Source organism: Pseudomonas sp. CCNWLW23, assembly GCF_037095675.1.
In the GTDB taxonomy this organism is placed as follows: Bacteria; Pseudomonadota; Gammaproteobacteria; order Pseudomonadales; family Pseudomonadaceae; genus Aquipseudomonas; species Aquipseudomonas atacamensis.
The window spans coordinates 170105-185207 of record NZ_JBAWKM010000007.1; the positions used below are offsets into that span (position 1 = coordinate 170105).

Sequence of the window (15103 nt, forward strand, 5' to 3'; positions counted from 1 at the left end):
GGATTTCCATAGACAGGTTTGAATGGGCGACATTCTTGCGCAAAGCGCTGCGGGGCGCGAGTGCGGACTACGCCGGAGCGTCAATCGACCTCGCCAAAATACCAGCGTTCCTCTTCATAAGTCTGCCCATCCCAGCCTTCAACCTCGTAGCGCAAACCTCGTTCGCCCATGCCCTTTGGCAACACAAGACCCCATTCTTGAGCCAGGCTTTTGCCGGTTTCGACATATTCGCTGTCGGAGGCAGGGATGTGACCGCGGTGGTATTCCAGATCCGTATAGATACAGATTTCGCTGGAAAACATGCCGGGAACACAAATGGCTGCGACCACCCTGCAGTCAAGCGCATGCTCAGGACGAGCCAGGCGTAGATGCTGCGCCGCGTCGATCAAGTGCTGGGCACATTGCCTTTTCAGATCGGTCGTTGCCTGTTTTCCTTCGACCATCGCCATGTGAATCGGAATTTTCCAGTTCCAGTATTTATCTTCGAGAGTGAGGTCGGCTGGAAAGTATCCCTCGAAATCGGCGGCCCAAGCAGCCAATGCACGTAAGCGGCGAGGGATGTTGCGAACCTTTTTGTCGGTAAGGGCGAGGCGACGATGGGACATGACTTGGGCTTGCATCCGTGCTGTGAATTCGGGGCGCAGATTGCACAGAGCGGCGCTGAAACACAATCTGAAAGTCTTGTAGGAAAGTTTGCCTGGAAGTCTTTCATGATCGCATTTCCGTTTTCGGTTGACCGGGCAACGTCTTAAGGGGTTGCGTAACCGCCAAGGCAATGGCGATATAAGCGCCTAATAAAATTTCAGGGGTCGTTTCATGCCGCTCGCCACGTTGATTCATCGCGCCAGTTTGCCCGGTCCGCAGGTTTCAGAGGCGCAGGCGCTGCAATGGCTGGCCGAATATTACGGGTTCAGCGGCACGTTGCAGGCGCTGGGCAGCCAGCAGGATCTGAATTATCGCGTCGACAGCGCGCGTGGACGCTTTGTGCTGAAAGTCTGTCGTGGCGACTACGCTCTTGTGGAGTTGCAAGCCCAGCACGCCGGGCTCAAATACTTGGCCGAGCATTCGGCGATCAAGGTGCCGCGCGTCATCGCAGCCAATAACGGTGCAGATCTATTGTCGTTGCAAGCCAATGGCGAAACGGTGCATGTGCGGTTGCTGGAGTACATCGACGGCCAACCATTGACCGATTTCGATCATCTTGGCAAAGACGTGGTCGCCGGGTTTGGCCGACTCTGTGGCGAGATGGATCTGGCCCTGGCAGGTTTCGATCACCCGGGTCTTGAACGCACCTTGCAGTGGGACGCGCGTCACGCCAACGCTTTGATCAGTCATCTGTTGCCGGTGATCACCGACGCGCAGCAGGGTGCGGTGATCAGCGCTGCCGCCGAGCAGGCCGAGCGCCGTTTGCAGCCGCTGCTGGACAAGCTGCCGGTGCAGGCGATTCACATGGATATCACCGATGACAACGTCGTCTGGGCGCGTGATGCCCAGCGGCATTGGCAATTGCAGGGTGTGATCGACTTCGGTGATCTGGTACGCACCTGGCGCATCACCGATCTGTCGGTGACCTGTGCGGCTTTGCTGCATCACGCCGATGGCGATCCGTTTGTCATCCTGCCGGCGGTCAAGGCTTATCACGCGGTCAATCCGTTGCAGTACGCTGAGCTGCAAGCGCTGTGGCCATTGATCGTGGCGCGGGCGGCGGTGCTGGTGCTCAGTGGCGAGCAACAGGTGAGTATCGACCCCACCAATATGTATAGCCGCGACAATCTCATTCACGAGTGGGAAATCTTTCGCGTCGCGACATCGGTGCCACAGGCGCTGATGGAAGCGGCGATTCTCAGCGCCGTGGACGAGACCGTGCCGAAGGTCGAAAATCCGGAATTTGCACCGTTGTTGCCAGGGCTGGTCGGGCGCGAATTCGCGCTGATCGATCTGGGCGTGTTGAGCCCGCACTTCGAGGCGGGCAATTGGGAGCAGCCGGGCATTGATCAGCGCTTGCTGACAGAAGCCGCAGCGGTGCACGGGCTGGCGGCGACGCGTTATGGCCAGTACCGCTTGTCACGTACTCGGCCAGACAGCGCGACTGAGCCGGACACGTTCCCGTTGCATGTCGAATTGCGTGTGCCGACCGGAACCGAAGTTCAAGCACCGTTCGCCGGCGTGCTGAAGCAAGCGGCAAACGGTGCGCTGCAACTCGATGGCCCACAGTTCAGCGTTCGCCTGTGGGGCGTGACGCCTGTTCTTGAACATGGGGTGGCAGTGGATAGAGGCCAGAAACTCGGTGAAGTCACTGGGCCGCTGATTGTGCAGTTGTGCCGAGAAGCAGAGCTCGACGCGCCGCTGTTCTGCACGCCGTCCCGTGCATCGGCGTGGCAGGCGTTGTGCCCGTCACCGGCGATGCTGCTCGGGCTGGCCTGCGACGCCGAGCCTGAGCTGGACGCGAAAACCCTGATCGAACGCCGCGATGCCAGTTTCGCCCGCACGCAAAAACACTATTACGTTGACCCACCGCGCATTGAACGCGGCTGGCGCAATCACCTGATTGATATGCAGGGCCGCTCGTATCTGGACATGCTCAATAACGTCGCCGTGCTCGGCCACGGTCACCCTCGGATGGCGGCGGTCGCGGCGCGGCAGTGGTCGTTGCTCAATACCAATTCGCGCTTCAACTACGCGGCGGTCGCCGAATTTTCCGAGCGCTTGCTGAAGCTGGCGCCGGAGGGCATGGATCGCGTGTTCCTGGTCAACAGCGGCAGTGAGGCCAATGACCTGGCGATTCGTCTGGCCTGGGCCTACAGCGGCGGGCGCGACATGATCAGCGTGCTCGAGGCGTATCACGGCTGGACGATCGGCGCCGATGCGGTATCGACGTCGATTGCCGACAACCCGAAGGCCCTGGAAAGTCGCCCGGACTGGGTGCACCCAGTGCCAGCGCCGAACACGTATCGCGGCGAATTCCGTGGCGCCGATTCGGCGCCGGATTACGTGCGCAGCGTCGAGCATCATCTGCAAAAACTGGCCGAGCAAAAGCGGCAACTGGCCGGTTTCATCTGCGAGCCGGTCTACGGTAATGCCGGGGGTATTTCTTTACCGCCGGGTTATTTGCCGCAGGTGTATGAAAAAGTCCGCGCGCAGGGTGGAGTATGCATCGCTGACGAAGTGCAGGTCGGTTACGGGCGCATGGGTAATTTTTTCTGGGGCTTCGAAGAGCAGGGCGTGGTGCCGGACATCATCACCATGGCCAAGGGCATGGGTAACGGTCAGCCACTTGGCGCGGTGATCACTCGCCGGGAAATCGCCGAGGCGCTGGAGGCTGAGGGCTATTTCTTCTCGTCGGCGGGCGGCAGTCCGGTCAGTTGCCAGATCGGCATGGCGGTGCTCGATGTGATGGAGGAAGAAAAGCTCTGGGAAAACGCTCAGGTCGTCGGCGGCCACTTCAAGGCGCGCCTGGAAGCGTTGATCGATAAACATCCGCTGGTCGGCGCGGTGCACGGCTCCGGGTTTTATCTCGGGCTGGAACTGATCCGCAATCGGCAGACGCTGGAGCCGGCGACCGCCGAAACTGCGTTCCTGTGTGATCGCTTGCGTGAGCTGGGGATCTTCATGCAGCCGACCGGCGACGATTTGAACATTCTCAAGATCAAGCCACCGATGGTGACGTCGCGCCAAAGCGTGGATTTCTTTGTCGATATGCTGGATCGGGTGTTGAGCGAAGGACTGTAAGCAAGGCACATCCCCTGTGGGAGCGAGCCTGCTCGCGAAAGCTGCGTATCAGTCGCCACATGCGGTGACTGATACAGCGCATTCGCGAGCGGGCTCGCTCCCACATTTGTTTTCGGTCTGAAGTCCGATTTGTATCGATTTAATTGGCGTTCAAACAGAGATATTCCTTCTTTACAGCTTTTAAAGCCGATATTTATCGGTTATAAAGTCGCCATTGCTCCGGCATGGCGATCTTTTGTCCGGTGCGCGCGTTTTCTTTTCGGTTGAATTCTTCGACCGTCAAAGCACTAGCCCGGAGATGATTCATGAGCCGTATCGTTACCGTCGCCGCCACGCAGATGGCCTGTTCGTGGGACCTGGAAGCCAACCTCGAAACCGCTGAAAGACTGGTCCGCGAAGCCGCCGCCAAAGGCGCGCAGATCATCCTCATCCAGGAACTGTTCGAGGCGCCGTACTTTTGCCAGAAGCCCAATCCGGATTACCTGCAACTGGCAACGACGGTTGAAGATAACGTCGCCATCAAGCATTTCCGGAAAATCGCCAAAGAGCTGCAAGTGGTGCTGCCGATCAGCTTCTACGAACTGGCCGGGCGTGCACGCTTCAACAGCATCGCGATCATCGACGCCGACGGCAGCAACCTCGGGATTTATCGTAAAAGCCATATCCCCGACGGCCCGGGCTATCACGAGAAGTATTACTTCAACCCGGGCGACACCGGCTTCAAGGTATGGAACACCCGTTACGCGAAAATCGGCGTCGGCATCTGCTGGGACCAGTGGTTCCCGGAAGCGGCGCGCAGCATGGCCTTGCAAGGCGCGGAAATTCTCTTTTATCCAACCGCGATCGGCAGCGAGCCGCACGACAAGACCATTTCTTCGCGCGACCACTGGCAGCGGGTGCAGCAGGGCCATGCCGGCGCCAACCTGATGCCGCTGATTGCCAGCAACCGCATCGGCAATGAAGAGCAGGACGGCTACGACATCACCTTCTACGGCTCGTCGTTCATCGCCAACCAGTTCGGCGAAAAAGTGCAGGAGCTGAATAAAACCGAAGAAGGTATTCTTGTGCACACGTTCAACCTCGACGAGCTGGAACATATTCGCAGCGCGTGGGGTTCATTCCGCGACCGCCGGCCGAATCTGTACGGCGCGTTGAAAACCCTCGACGGTTCCCTGGAGTCCTGATGACCACATTGAAAAGTACCCCACGCGCCGATGGCTTCTACATGCCGGCCGAGTGGGCGCCACAAACCCAGACCTGGATGATCTGGCCCGAGCGCCCGGACAACTGGCGTCTGGGTGGCAAACCGGCGCAGGCCGCGCACGCCACAGTGGCCAAAGCCATCGCCCGCTTCGAGCCGGTGACCGTTGCCGTCTCCGCCGGCCAATACGAAAACGCCCGCGCGCGCCTCGATGTGCCGAATATCCGCGTGGTGGAGATGTCCAGCGACGACGCCTGGGTTCGCGACAGCGGCCCGACCTTCGTGATCAATAACCATGGCGAAGTGCGCGGTGTGAACTGGGATTTCAACGCCTGGGGTGGTTTCGATGGCGGCCTGTATGCAGCGTGGAACCGCGATTCGCAGGTCGGCGGCAAGATCCTCGAGATCGAGCGCAGCCCGCGTTACCGCACCGAAGGTTTCGTGCTCGAAGGCGGTTCGATTCATGTCGACGGCGAAGGCACGCTGATCACCACCGAAGAATGCTTGCTCAACCGCAATCGCAACCCGCACCTGAGCCGCGAAGAAATCGAAGCCGTACTCAGCGACAACCTGTCTGTGGACAAGATCATCTGGTTGCCGGATGGCTTGTTCAACGATGAAACCGACGGCCATGTGGATAACTTCTGCTGCTACGTGCGTCCAGGCGAAGTGCTGCTGGCGTGGACCGATGATCCGCAGGATCCGAACTACCCGCGCTGCCAGGCCGCAATGAAAGTGCTGCAAAGCAGCACCGACGCCAAGGGCCGCCCGTTCACGGTGCACAAAATGCCGATTCCGGGGCCGCTGTACGCGACCGAAGAAGAGTGTGCCGGCGTCGATGCGGTGGACGGTTCGCAGGAGCGCAATCCTTCCGTGCGTCTGGCCGGTTCCTACGTGAACTTCCTGATCGTCAACGGCGGCATCATCGCGCCGAGCTTCGACGACCCGATGGATGCCCCGGCCAGGGAAATCCTGCAGAAGCTGTTCCCGCAACACGAAGTAGTGATGGTGCCGGGCCGTGAACTGTTACTGGGTGGCGGCAATATTCACTGCCTTACCCAACAGCAGCCAGCCCCGCACAAAGAGTGAGTTGAGTCGTAACAGCTTGAGTTGATTCACAAATCAGCCAGGCAATGATTAGCTCGCTCAGCATCAAAGCAAGCCCGCGGCCCGTCAGGACCGCGGGCTTGTTTGTATCCGCCGGTCGACATTCGGGTCGCCTTGGCATAGCTCTTGTATTGCTCCTGATGCACTAGGGAGGGAGGGGAACTTCAACAGTTCTGTCACAAACCTTGGATAACGTAGCCGCTCACGAACGGGGAGAGAGCGCTGAAATGAACGCCGAAGTGAACGTAATCAGCGAGCGGACTGTGCATCCCATGGCCGTCAACGGCGAATCGCTCCAGCTTGTCGCGCACTGGTTGAAGTCCAATGGAACGCGTCAGATCAGACAACCTGATCCGCGCCGGATGATGATCGAGCGTTACCCCGCTGGCCTGTTCAGCGAGGCCGAGCTGGAAGCCTTGTGGGATGTGATGGAAGGATAAGAACAATAGGGATTGGTAAAAGCGCTGCCGGGATGGCGGCGCTTTTTTTGCCTGATTTTTATCCACAGGTATTCAGAAGTGGGAGCGAGCCTGCTCGCGAAGACGTCAGCACTGCCAATGACTTTGTTGACTGATCCAGCGCTTCGCGAGCAGGCTCGCTCCCCACAGTTCAAACTCCCTGTTTAATCCGTTTTTTCTGCAACCGCCCAGCAAGAAAATTACGTTTCTTAGACGTTTTTCGCCTATTTAAAGACGATTCTTGAAATTGACACACAGTTCAGGGCGCGGCTACGATTCGGCCCAACGCCTGTGGCTAACCGCCATGACTCAAAATAAGGAGCAGGCCCGCCATGACGTTAACGTCGGCGGGCTTTTTTGTTTCGGGGTGAATACAAGAGTGCAGAAAGCGCCGTTTCAGCCGTTCGACACAGCGCGTTTCAACCCGTAATAAGGAAAACAAAATGTTGAACAAGCGAATCAGTCTGATCGCACTGGGGATGTTGAGTGCTACACAGGCCATGGCTAACGACCAGGCCGAGTCCAAGGGTTTCGTTGAAGACAGCAGCCTGAAAGTGCTGCTGCGCAACGCCTACATCAATCGTGATTACAAAGACGGTAACAAGGACAAGGCCGAATGGGGCCAAGCGGCCATCGGTACGTTCTCGTCGGGATTCACTCAAGGCACCGTCGGTGTCGGCGTGGACGCTTTCGGTCTGTACGCATTGCGCCTGGACGGCGGCAAGGGCCGTAGCGGCGCTGGCGGCATCGACTTCTTCAGACAGGAAAATGACGGTCGTGCGAACCACGACATCGCCAAGGGCGGCGCAGCGGTCAAATTCCGTGTTTCCAACACCGTGTTGACCTATGGCGACCAGATGCCGGCCCTGCCGGTGCTGAGCTACGACAACGTGCGTCTGCTGCCGGAAAGCTATACCGGTACCTTGATCACTTCCCGTGAAATCCAAGGCCTGGAATTGAACGCCGGCCGATTCACCGCCGAATCGCGCAAGAGCGATGAGGGCCGTGACAGCGGCGGTCTGAAGTCGATCAACGTGTTGGGCGGCAGCTATCAGTTCACCGAACACTTCAAAGGCGCGCTGTATGCGTCCGACGTTGAAGACGTCTTGAAGAAACAGTACGTGAACGCCAACTATGTGATTCCGTTCAACAAGGATCAGTCCCTGACCCTGGACTTCAACGGCTATCGCACCAAGCTGGACAGCTCGTACGTACGCGAAAACACCGTGCCGGGCGAAAGCATCGTCACTGGTCGCGACAACAAGATCTGGAGCCTGGCAGCCACTTTCGCCACCGGCCCGCACTCGTTCACCGTGGCGCATCAGCGTTCCACTGGCGACAGTAACCTCGGTTACGCCTATGGTGGCTACCAGAAAGATCAGGGCCGTGTCGGCGACGGCGGTAACTCCATCTACCTGGCCAACTCCTACTGGTCTGACTTCAACGCCGAAGACGAACGCAGCTGGCAGCTGGGTTATGGCCTGGACTTTGGTTCGTTCGGCGTTCCGGGTCTGAGCTACAACTTCGCTTACGTGCGCGGCGACAACATCACCACGTCCACCAGCGAAGGCGGCACCGAGCGCGAGATCTTCAACCAGTTCAAGTACGTCGTGCAAAGTGGCCCGGCCAAAGACCTGAGCGTGAAGTTGCGCAGTTCGATCCTGCGCGTGTCGCAGAAATCCAGCGAGTACAACGTCAGCGGTAACGAGCTGCGTGTATTCGTGGACTATCCGATCAACATCTTCTGATGAGCGATCCGCTGTAAGAAAAATGAGAAAGCCCCGATTCGTTCGGGGTTTTTTTTCGCCGGTTTTTCAGCGCAAACCGTAAATAACCGGTGTTTTTGTCATGTAAAAGTCGTTTTTCAAGCGCTGCAGATTTCGTTTCAAGCAGTGCTTCAAATGCCTGAAATTCTTTCTCATGGACGCAAATTCTCCACCCAATAGATTAGGGCGTTCAACGCAGCGGAGAATTTGGTAATGATCGTTTTGAACAGAGAAGTGGGCGAATCGCTACGGCGCGACAAGTTTGTCAACGTCCAGGGTGGTGACTTCAATCTCTACGGTCATTTTGCCGACTTCGTCAGACTGACCAAAAGTTGGGAAAACATGGAGCCTGACAGCTACTACGGTCAGGCCGAAGCCGGCATGCGTTACCGTCGTTACAGCGACTTTGAATACAACCCGAAAACCCGCGAGCTCAAGCAACTTGAGCATCGCGCCTATGTGCAATCGAAAGAGAACAACGCTTACGTCGGCGGCGTGGTACGACACTTTCAGGACTTTTCCGAAGAAGTGATCTCTTCGCCGGTGATGCGCAGCCTGATCGACACCGATTTCGAAGTGTACAAAAGTGTGCTGCCAGAAGAGTTGCACGATGAAATCTGGCAGTGCCAGATCCATCAGATCCGCATTGAGATCAAACCCGGCAAGCAGCTGGAAATCACCCCTGAAGGCATTCATTGCGACGGCTATCCGTTCAGCGGCGTGCACTTCTGGGGGCGCAATAATGTCGAGGGCGCTGAGAGTCGTTTGTATGACATTCATCAGCAACAGCTGGCGGCGACCACCTACGAGGAAATTCTCGATACCACCTACTTCCTCGATCGCGACATGCGCCATTACGTGACCCCGGCGCGCAACACCCACACCCATGCCATGGCGTACCGGCAGATTCTGGCGATTTCCTTCTCGCGGCCCGGGACCGCTTTCGACATTGTTCGCTAATCAGATCACCCCAATCGACGGCGTCGAGTGCTCGACGCCAGTGGTACTGCGCCGCGCCACCGCCAAGGATGCGCAACGCATGGAGCGCTTCTTCCGCCAGTTCGACGAAGTGTCGTTCTGCGAATGGCAGGACGCCAAATGCCTGCGCGGCGTGTTGATCCAGAAAACCACCACGGCGTACCTGGCTTTCGATGTCGAGGGCGAGATCGTCGGCGCGGTGCTCGGCGGCATGCTCGGCAGTCGCGGCACGATCAACCATCTGGCCGTGAGCCCGCGTTACCGCAGCCAGGGCGTGGGCCAGCGTTTGGTCGAAGCAGCGTCGTCCGACATGAAACGGGTCGGGGTGCTGCGGATGTTTCTGTTCGTCGACGATGCTAACCTCGCGGGCAAGCGATTCTGGACCGCCCAGGGTTTTTGCGAGCCTCACGGCGAACGAACATTTGAGAGGGATCTATGAATGAAAGGTCCGGCAGCGCGCCGCTGATGGCGACTCATCAGCCGTCGCGCACGTTTGCCGAAGCCAGCCCGGTGGTCGCCGGGTATTTCACCGTGTCGTTTGTCTTCGGGCTGATGGCGGTCAACGCCGGCCTGCCGATGTGGCTGCCGGTGGCGATGTGCTTGTTTGTCTATGCCGGCGCTTCGCAATTCGCCGCGCTGGCGCTGATCTCCAGCGGCGCATCGCTGACCACCATTGTGCTGACCACGTTTCTGATCAATGCGCGGCACATGCTGATGTCGGTGTACATGGCCAAAGCCCTGCGTGCATTGGGCTTGAGCCGCATGGAGCGTTGGGCTTACGCCGGTGGCCTGACGGATGAATCCTTCGCCTTTCATAGCGTCAAGCTCGGCACGGGCGCACCGGTCAACGTGCGTTACCTGATCGGTTTCAATCTGTTCTGCCACACCTCGTGGGTGCTCGGCGGTTTGCTCGGTGCGGTCTGCGCGCAGTACGCGGCGCACTTGATCAAATATCAGCTCGATTACGCGCTGACGGCGATGATGCTCTACGTGCTGGTCTCGCTGTGCAACACGCGTAACAAATTGATTGCGGCCGCTGCTGCCGTGGTGTGCATGGGTGCGCTGAGCCTGATCGGCAGTTCGCCCTTCAACGTATTTATCGCCACGTTTGTGGGCTGCGGAGTGGGTGTATGCCTGACCAAACATTCCTGATTCTGGTGGTGGTGCTGATGATGGCGGTGACCTTCCTGCCGCGCGCCTTGCCGCTGCAGATCAACACCGAACACTGGCCGCCGTTCGTGGCGCGCGCACTGGAATATCTGCCGGTGGCGATCGTCGCTGCGATCAGCCTCACGCCCCTGTTGATCAAGGACCGGCAGATCCAGCTCGATCGCCCGGAATTCTATGCCGCGATTCCGACGTTGCTATGTGCGTATTTCAGCAAAAACCTCTTTCTCAGTGTGGCGGTGGGGACGGCTGCGTACATTGCGCTCGGCTCGTTCATGTAGCGGCAGGTCAACGACGTCGTTCAGCGCCTGGTGGGACAACTCCGGATTGTTTACCGCCAGGCGCACTTCGAGGAAATCCTCGAAACCGGGAAAAATCGTCAGTCCGTTCTTCTGTGCCGCTTCACGCGAGACCATGCCGACCGCATCCATCTGCGTGATCAACGACAGCGTCAGGGTTTCGCTGCAGGAATAGACCATGCGCTGGCCGTTCTCGTGATTGCCCAGCCCGGCGTCGAGAAACCGCAAGAAGCTGTGGGAATACGGACAATCTTCCGCAGGACGCACCTGAAACTTGTTGCCCAGCAACGTCAGCGGATCGTTTTCCTGGCCGCAATGCGCACCGACCACCTGCACCTGCACATCCGGCAGGACGATGCTCGGCAGCCCCGGCCGCTGCGGGCCGATCAGCACGGCAAGGTCGAAATCTTCGTTCTTCAGCTTGCTGAGGTTTTCCATCGACTCGGCGTAGCTGAACTCCATCTGATAATCGGGAAACACCTCGATCAGGCGTCCGATCATGCGTCGGTTGAAATCAGGCGACAGGGTGTTGTTCAACGCCACCTTCAACGTCCGCTGCCCTGGCACCTTCAGCGCTTCGACCTTTTCTTCCATCTGTCGCGTGGCGATCAACACTTTGTCGATGTAGGGCGTGAGCTCCGTGCCTTGCGGCGTCAGCGTCAGGCCTTTGTTGGAACGGCGAAACAAGCGGAAACCGAACTGCTCTTCGACCTTGTTCAACTGTGCGGCCAACGCCTGCACGGTCAGGCACGAATGCTCGGCTGCAGCCGACAACGAGCCGGTCTGCACGATGCGCATGAGGTTGCGTAAGGTTCTGCTATCCATGGGTAATGCCCTCTGAAGTGGGCTGGGTATTGTTGTGTACGAAACGACCGAAACGGCGCCATATGCCGGCTATATTCCTGCACCTGAGCATAGTTGTCGCGGATTTAGTAGCGAATTGATTTCCCCGCCGATGGCTGGAGGCTGACAGAGGATCGGGGTTTTTGGTGAAGTGGGGGTGATGAAGGTCAAAAAAGTGCGTGGTTTTGGTGCGCGGGGAGATTCTTTTCGAAGAGAAACAGCTTACATCTTCCTAGCTTTTTGCCTGCGTCATACGCAGATAGGTCACGGGTAAAGTAACGATTTAGCTGATAGCGCCCAACAGTCAAAGGAGTTGAAATGGATGTCTGGCATGCGAGCCATGGTAGTAGATAACCACCTATCAACTTCGCGTTGACCGACGAAGATCACTCCGAACACAATGCAGAGGTAGCGCTGATGTAGCTACAAAACCACGATGAGGTAATTGAAATGGCTGCACTACTGAAAACTACCGATGTGCGCTGCCGCATTGATGAGGATTTGAAAGCGCGTGCCACTGAAGTCTTGAACGCTTGCGGGCTGAGCATTAGTGACGCCATGCGACTTTTTCTGCGACAGGTTGTTGCTACTCAGGGGCTTCCCTTCGAGGTGCGAGTTCCATCGGAGAAGACGGCCCGCGCAATGATGGAAGCACGAGAAATCCGTCAGCGTTTCGACTCGATAGACGACATGCTGAGGAATGCTGATGGCGAAACAGGAGAAAACACAAAAACGCGCTGATCGACCTAAACAGTGTGCACAGACTTCTGAATTCAAGAAGTCTTGGGATCGTTACAACCGTGCCGGAAGGCGAGATATGAACGACGTTCGGAAGGTGATGGCAATGTTGTTCCTGGGGCAGCAGTTACCGGCAGAATATCTGGATCATGCGCTGACTGGAGATTGGTCTGGATTCCGCGAGTGTCATATCGGTGGCGATTTTCTGATGGTTTACGAGAACACACGTCCCGACCTGATCACGTTCGTGGATTTAGGGAGTCATTCAGAACTGTTTCAATAGCGCAGAAATACATAAGCCGGCTTAACTCCGGCTTCTGCGCATTTGATTGTTACGATTCGTTCGTTTGTGTATCAAAATACTAAAAAATTACAGTTATGTACTAGTCTTCAGCTAAGACAAAAATCAGGAGGCGTCTATGCCTACCTCATCCCCAGCTCTTACCCCATGCGAACAACTCGACGCCCCCGAAGCCGGCCGGGTTGCGCTGAAGTTCTTCTTCAGCCTCATGGAGCATTGGGGCTGTAGCGCCGAGCAACAACGCACCCTGCTCGGAGGAGTCGGCAACACCACGTTCTATAAATACAAACACCTGCCAAACATACGCCTGCCCCATGACACCCTCGAGCGCATCTCTTACCTGATGGGTATTCACAAGGCGTTGAGCATCATCTTCAGCAACAGCCGCGAGCGCGCCTACGATTGGGTCAGCAGCCCGAACACCGCGGCACCGTTCAATGGCAAAACCGCGCTGGATTACATGCTGGCGGGCCGGGTGGTCGATATCGCCGATGTGCGCCGCTACCTCGACGGAGTGCGCGGTTGAAAGCGCCGGCGCCGGTGGATGTGCCATGGCCGCGGGCGTATCGCATCGTCAACAGCAGCTTCCCGCCGATTGCACTGTTCGAAGACGTCCTCGACCCCGAGGACCTCGAAGTTGCCTACGCCATCGAAGCACTGACCAATGATCGGCTGGTCGAACAGGCCGGCGTCCTTGCCCGCGTACGTCCCGAAGATCGCCTGTCCGGCCCCGGTTCCAGCCCGGTGATGGCCGCGTTCACTCACGTCGGCAAACGCAGCCGTTTCAGTGACGGCACCTTCGGCGTCTATTACGCCGCCAGCAGCCAGGCTGCGGCGATCGCCGAAACCTGTTTTCATCAGGAACGTTTTCTCGCGGCGACCCGGGAAGCCGATCTCGAATTGACCATGCGTACTTACTTCAATCAGGTGATCAGGCCGCTGCATGATATTCGCCATGGCTTTGATCATCTGCATCAGCCTGATCCTGAAGCCTATGGCCCATCACAACTGTTCGCGCGACAACTGCGCGACGCCGAGTCGTGGGGCTTGCTCTATAACAGCGTGCGGTTGCCCGGGCATGAGTGCGTTGCGGCGTTTCGGCCGCCGGCGGTATCGATTCCGAAGCAGGGCAAGCATTTGCGCTATGTCTGGAGCGCAAGTGAGGGCAGAATTTCGTTTGTATTCGAGATCAGTCAGGTCTGAATTATCGCTTTGACTTCGTCGAGCGTTGTGACGGGAATGACGCTGGATGGAATTCGCGAAGAGGGCGACAAGTTGTAAACGGCAAATTTACTGTCGATGACTTTGTCGGACATGAGTTTCAGAGATGGAAGAATTCTGGAATGAAAATGCTGGTCCAGCCCGCACGGGGAGATAGAGCTTCCATCAGTCTCGTAAAAACGCCCGGCCGACTGGTTCATATCCGCTCCCACCAAAATCACCTTTGAAAAGCCTGCGTGATAGGCAAGTTGGAGTGCGAGATACAAGACTGTGCGGGCATCAAAAAAACCATGGGCCAGGTTTTTGCTGAACCCGATACTGCGGTTTCGGCTACCCAGAACAGCGCGATTACGTACCAGATCCTGGTTGTTGCGAAGTAGCCATTCAGTCAGGGTTGGTTTGGGCGCTTTCTTCAGAAGATAGAGATCACCTGTCGGTTCAACGGCGAGTTCCTGGGCCTGGCGAGCCCAGAGAGCTACTCGCTGACTGGTGCGCATTGCATAGGCAAACAGATCAGGCTGTTGTAGCGAAAAACTGGTGTCGGTGCATGCATAGAAGAACGGCTTTATGCCTGTTCCCGTGAACATGGATATCGCGCCGTTCACCGTGATCATCGGGATGTCGGCAAACTGTTCAATGGGAAAGTCCTTCGCGGAGTTACCCGACGCGATTATGAATACAGCGCCTCGAGCAATGTTTCGACAGTCAGAAAAGTCCCTGATTTGCGAACGTGCGGAGCCGTTTGGCGTTTCTGATGTTGAGTTCATCGATGGTCTCTTGGTCCATGTCATGCATTCAGTCCGTTGTGCTGACGTGATGAAGCGAGATGACTCTTCTATAGCGCCGCGCTTTGTAAGTGAGTGTTGCGCTCGGCGTTAGTTCCCGTTTGGCTGCTGGGCAGCCGAAGCGTTGGCCAAGAACGCTCCAGTGGCTGGCGGGTTATCTGGATAGATGCAGGAGGGAAGTCGGATATGTCCGCGCACCAAGGGACCTTGAGGAAGGCCGGCATGTTTTCGGCAGGCCTGAAATGCAAAAAGCCCTCGCATCAACGAGGGCTTCGAATGGCGGTTTGCATCAATGCCTTTCTGGTGGCGAATCCATTACTTCACCACATCATCGATCAATGCCTTGCTTGGCTCGTGCAGATACTGCGAGGCATAAGCGCGGACTTTGCAGGATTGGGAGCAGGGGCGCAGGCAACCGACGGGTGCAGTGCAGACTCTCTTGCGGGTCGCAAGTCAGCATCCTGAGGCGTTGCGGGATTTGTATCCTGCCTGATCCCCATAGTTGACTTC

General features: G+C 57.4%; 16 protein-coding genes and 1 pseudogene. 14 read left to right on the forward strand and 3 right to left on the reverse strand.

Annotation, left to right across the window (positions count from 1 at the left end):
- Positions 1–80: 80 nt before the first annotated feature.
- Positions 81–605: a DUF3916 domain-containing protein gene (locus V8J63_RS11845; RefSeq protein ID WP_083387087.1), complete on the reverse strand. Its 525-nt coding sequence runs from the start codon at positions 603–605 to the stop codon at positions 81–83.
- 211 nt (positions 606–816) lie between these two features.
- Between V8J63_RS11845 and V8J63_RS11850 the strand changes: the two genes are divergently transcribed.
- The 9 genes from V8J63_RS11850 to V8J63_RS11890 all read left to right on the forward strand — a co-directional run bounded on the left by V8J63_RS11850 (position 817) and on the right by V8J63_RS11890 (position 10687).
- Positions 817–3729, forward strand: coding sequence for an aminotransferase (locus tag V8J63_RS11850; RefSeq protein WP_336464088.1), 2913 nt, complete (start codon positions 817–819; stop codon positions 3727–3729).
- 305 nt (positions 3730–4034) lie between these two features.
- Entirely contained in the window at positions 4035–4913 is an 879-nt protein-coding gene (gene aguB, locus V8J63_RS11855) for an N-carbamoylputrescine amidase (protein WP_197890724.1), read from the forward strand.
- Positions 4913–6019 carry an agmatine deiminase gene (gene aguA / locus V8J63_RS11860; RefSeq protein ID WP_336464089.1) on the forward strand — a complete coding sequence of 369 codons (1107 nt, stop codon included), beginning with the start codon at positions 4913–4915 and terminating at the stop codon, positions 6017–6019. The genes aguB and aguA overlap by 1 nt, the downstream gene beginning before the upstream one ends.
- A 245-nt stretch (positions 6020–6264) precedes the next feature.
- A complete protein-coding gene (locus V8J63_RS11865; RefSeq protein ID WP_016772156.1) occupies positions 6265–6477 on the forward strand; it encodes a hypothetical protein in 213 nt (70 codons plus the stop codon).
- A 461-nt stretch (positions 6478–6938) separates the two neighbouring features.
- On the forward strand, positions 6939–8243 hold the full coding sequence (locus V8J63_RS11870; RefSeq protein ID WP_122751817.1) for an OprD family porin: 1305 nt from the start codon (positions 6939–6941) through the stop codon (positions 8241–8243).
- A 231-nt stretch (positions 8244–8474) separates the two neighbouring features.
- Complete coding sequence (locus tag V8J63_RS11875; protein ID WP_016772154.1) at positions 8475–9221, forward strand: 2OG-Fe dioxygenase family protein; 747 nt, start codon at positions 8475–8477, stop codon at positions 9219–9221.
- Between the two features lie 79 nt (positions 9222–9300).
- Positions 9301–9678 (forward strand): GNAT family N-acetyltransferase, encoded by a 378-nt coding sequence (locus V8J63_RS11880; RefSeq protein ID WP_003220700.1) that lies wholly within the window; start codon positions 9301–9303, stop codon positions 9676–9678.
- On the forward strand, positions 9675–10391 hold the full coding sequence (locus tag V8J63_RS11885; RefSeq protein ID WP_336464090.1) for an AzlC family ABC transporter permease: 717 nt from the start codon (positions 9675–9677) through the stop codon (positions 10389–10391). The genes V8J63_RS11880 and V8J63_RS11885 overlap by 4 nt, the downstream gene beginning before the upstream one ends.
- The gene (locus V8J63_RS11890) at positions 10370–10687 is read left to right on the forward strand and encodes an AzlD domain-containing protein (protein WP_024011198.1); all 318 of its coding nucleotides are present in this window, start codon (positions 10370–10372) and stop codon (positions 10685–10687) included. Before V8J63_RS11885 ends, V8J63_RS11890 begins: the two co-directional genes overlap by 22 nt.
- On the opposite strand, the gene V8J63_RS11895 is transcribed toward V8J63_RS11890, so the two are convergent.
- A complete protein-coding gene (locus V8J63_RS11895; protein WP_016772151.1) occupies positions 10604–11530 on the reverse strand; it encodes a LysR family transcriptional regulator in 927 nt (308 codons plus the stop codon). The two genes, V8J63_RS11890 and V8J63_RS11895, sit on opposite strands and share 84 nt — an antisense overlap.
- 468 nt (positions 11531–11998) lie before the next feature.
- Here V8J63_RS11895 and V8J63_RS11900 point away from each other — a divergent pair, with 468 nt between their 5' ends.
- The 4 genes from V8J63_RS11900 (at position 11999) to V8J63_RS11915 (ending at position 13790) form a co-directional block, all read left to right on the forward strand.
- Entirely contained in the window at positions 11999–12289 is a 291-nt protein-coding gene (locus V8J63_RS11900; RefSeq protein ID WP_125917396.1) for a type II toxin-antitoxin system RelB/DinJ family antitoxin, read from the forward strand.
- A complete protein-coding gene (locus V8J63_RS11905) occupies positions 12255–12569 on the forward strand; it encodes a type II toxin-antitoxin system YafQ family toxin (protein WP_122611117.1) in 315 nt (104 codons plus the stop codon). The genes V8J63_RS11900 and V8J63_RS11905 overlap by 35 nt, the downstream gene beginning before the upstream one ends.
- 136 nt (positions 12570–12705) lie before the next feature.
- The gene (locus tag V8J63_RS11910) at positions 12706–13113 is read left to right on the forward strand and encodes an MbcA/ParS/Xre antitoxin family protein (protein WP_125925811.1); all 408 of its coding nucleotides are present in this window, start codon (positions 12706–12708) and stop codon (positions 13111–13113) included.
- Complete coding sequence (locus V8J63_RS11915; RefSeq protein WP_110644796.1) at positions 13110–13790, forward strand: RES family NAD+ phosphorylase; 681 nt, start codon at positions 13110–13112, stop codon at positions 13788–13790. Before V8J63_RS11910 ends, V8J63_RS11915 begins: the two co-directional genes overlap by 4 nt.
- On the opposite strand, the gene V8J63_RS11920 is transcribed toward V8J63_RS11915, so the two are convergent.
- A complete protein-coding gene (locus V8J63_RS11920) occupies positions 13781–14575 on the reverse strand; it encodes a lipopolysaccharide biosynthesis protein (protein WP_374190762.1) in 795 nt (264 codons plus the stop codon). The two genes, V8J63_RS11915 and V8J63_RS11920, sit on opposite strands and share 10 nt — an antisense overlap.
- A 397-nt stretch (positions 14576–14972) precedes the next feature.
- On the opposite strand from V8J63_RS11920, the pseudogene V8J63_RS11925 reads away from it, so the two are divergent.
- Positions 14973–15086, forward strand: a pseudogene (locus V8J63_RS11925) (helix-turn-helix domain-containing protein); the annotation flags it as partial.
- Positions 15087–15103: the final 17 nt, after the last annotated feature.

Excerpts from the sequence above, each read along its gene's own strand:
- aguB (WP_197890724.1), top strand. The coding sequence starts at position 4,035 with ATGAGCCGTATCGTTACCGTCGCCGCCACGCAGATGGCCTGTTCGTGG.
- V8J63_RS11865 (WP_016772156.1), top strand. The coding sequence starts at position 6,265 with ATGAACGCCGAAGTGAACGTAATCAGCGAGCGGACTGTGCATCCCATG.
- V8J63_RS11895 (WP_016772151.1), bottom strand. The coding sequence starts at position 11,530 with ATGGATAGCAGAACCTTACGCAACCTCATGCGCATCGTGCAGACCGGC.
- V8J63_RS11905 (WP_122611117.1), top strand. The coding sequence starts at position 12,255 with ATGGCGAAACAGGAGAAAACACAAAAACGCGCTGATCGACCTAAACAG.
- V8J63_RS11885 (WP_336464090.1), top strand. The coding sequence starts at position 9,675 with ATGAATGAAAGGTCCGGCAGCGCGCCGCTGATGGCGACTCATCAGCCG.
- V8J63_RS11875 (WP_016772154.1), top strand. The coding sequence starts at position 8,475 with ATGATCGTTTTGAACAGAGAAGTGGGCGAATCGCTACGGCGCGACAAG.
- V8J63_RS11850 (WP_336464088.1), top strand. The coding sequence starts at position 817 with ATGCCGCTCGCCACGTTGATTCATCGCGCCAGTTTGCCCGGTCCGCAG.
- V8J63_RS11880 (WP_003220700.1), top strand. The coding sequence starts at position 9,301 with ATGGAGCGCTTCTTCCGCCAGTTCGACGAAGTGTCGTTCTGCGAATGG.
- V8J63_RS11910 (WP_125925811.1), top strand. The coding sequence starts at position 12,706 with ATGCCTACCTCATCCCCAGCTCTTACCCCATGCGAACAACTCGACGCC.
- V8J63_RS11920 (WP_374190762.1), bottom strand. The coding sequence starts at position 14,575 with ATGAACTCAACATCAGAAACGCCAAACGGCTCCGCACGTTCGCAAATC.
- aguA (WP_336464089.1), top strand. The coding sequence starts at position 4,913 with ATGACCACATTGAAAAGTACCCCACGCGCCGATGGCTTCTACATGCCG.
- V8J63_RS11870 (WP_122751817.1), top strand. The coding sequence starts at position 6,939 with ATGTTGAACAAGCGAATCAGTCTGATCGCACTGGGGATGTTGAGTGCT.
- V8J63_RS11890 (WP_024011198.1), top strand. The coding sequence starts at position 10,370 with ATGCCTGACCAAACATTCCTGATTCTGGTGGTGGTGCTGATGATGGCG.
- V8J63_RS11845 (WP_083387087.1), bottom strand. The coding sequence starts at position 605 with ATGTCCCATCGTCGCCTCGCCCTTACCGACAAAAAGGTTCGCAACATC.
- V8J63_RS11900 (WP_125917396.1), top strand. The coding sequence starts at position 11,999 with ATGGCTGCACTACTGAAAACTACCGATGTGCGCTGCCGCATTGATGAG.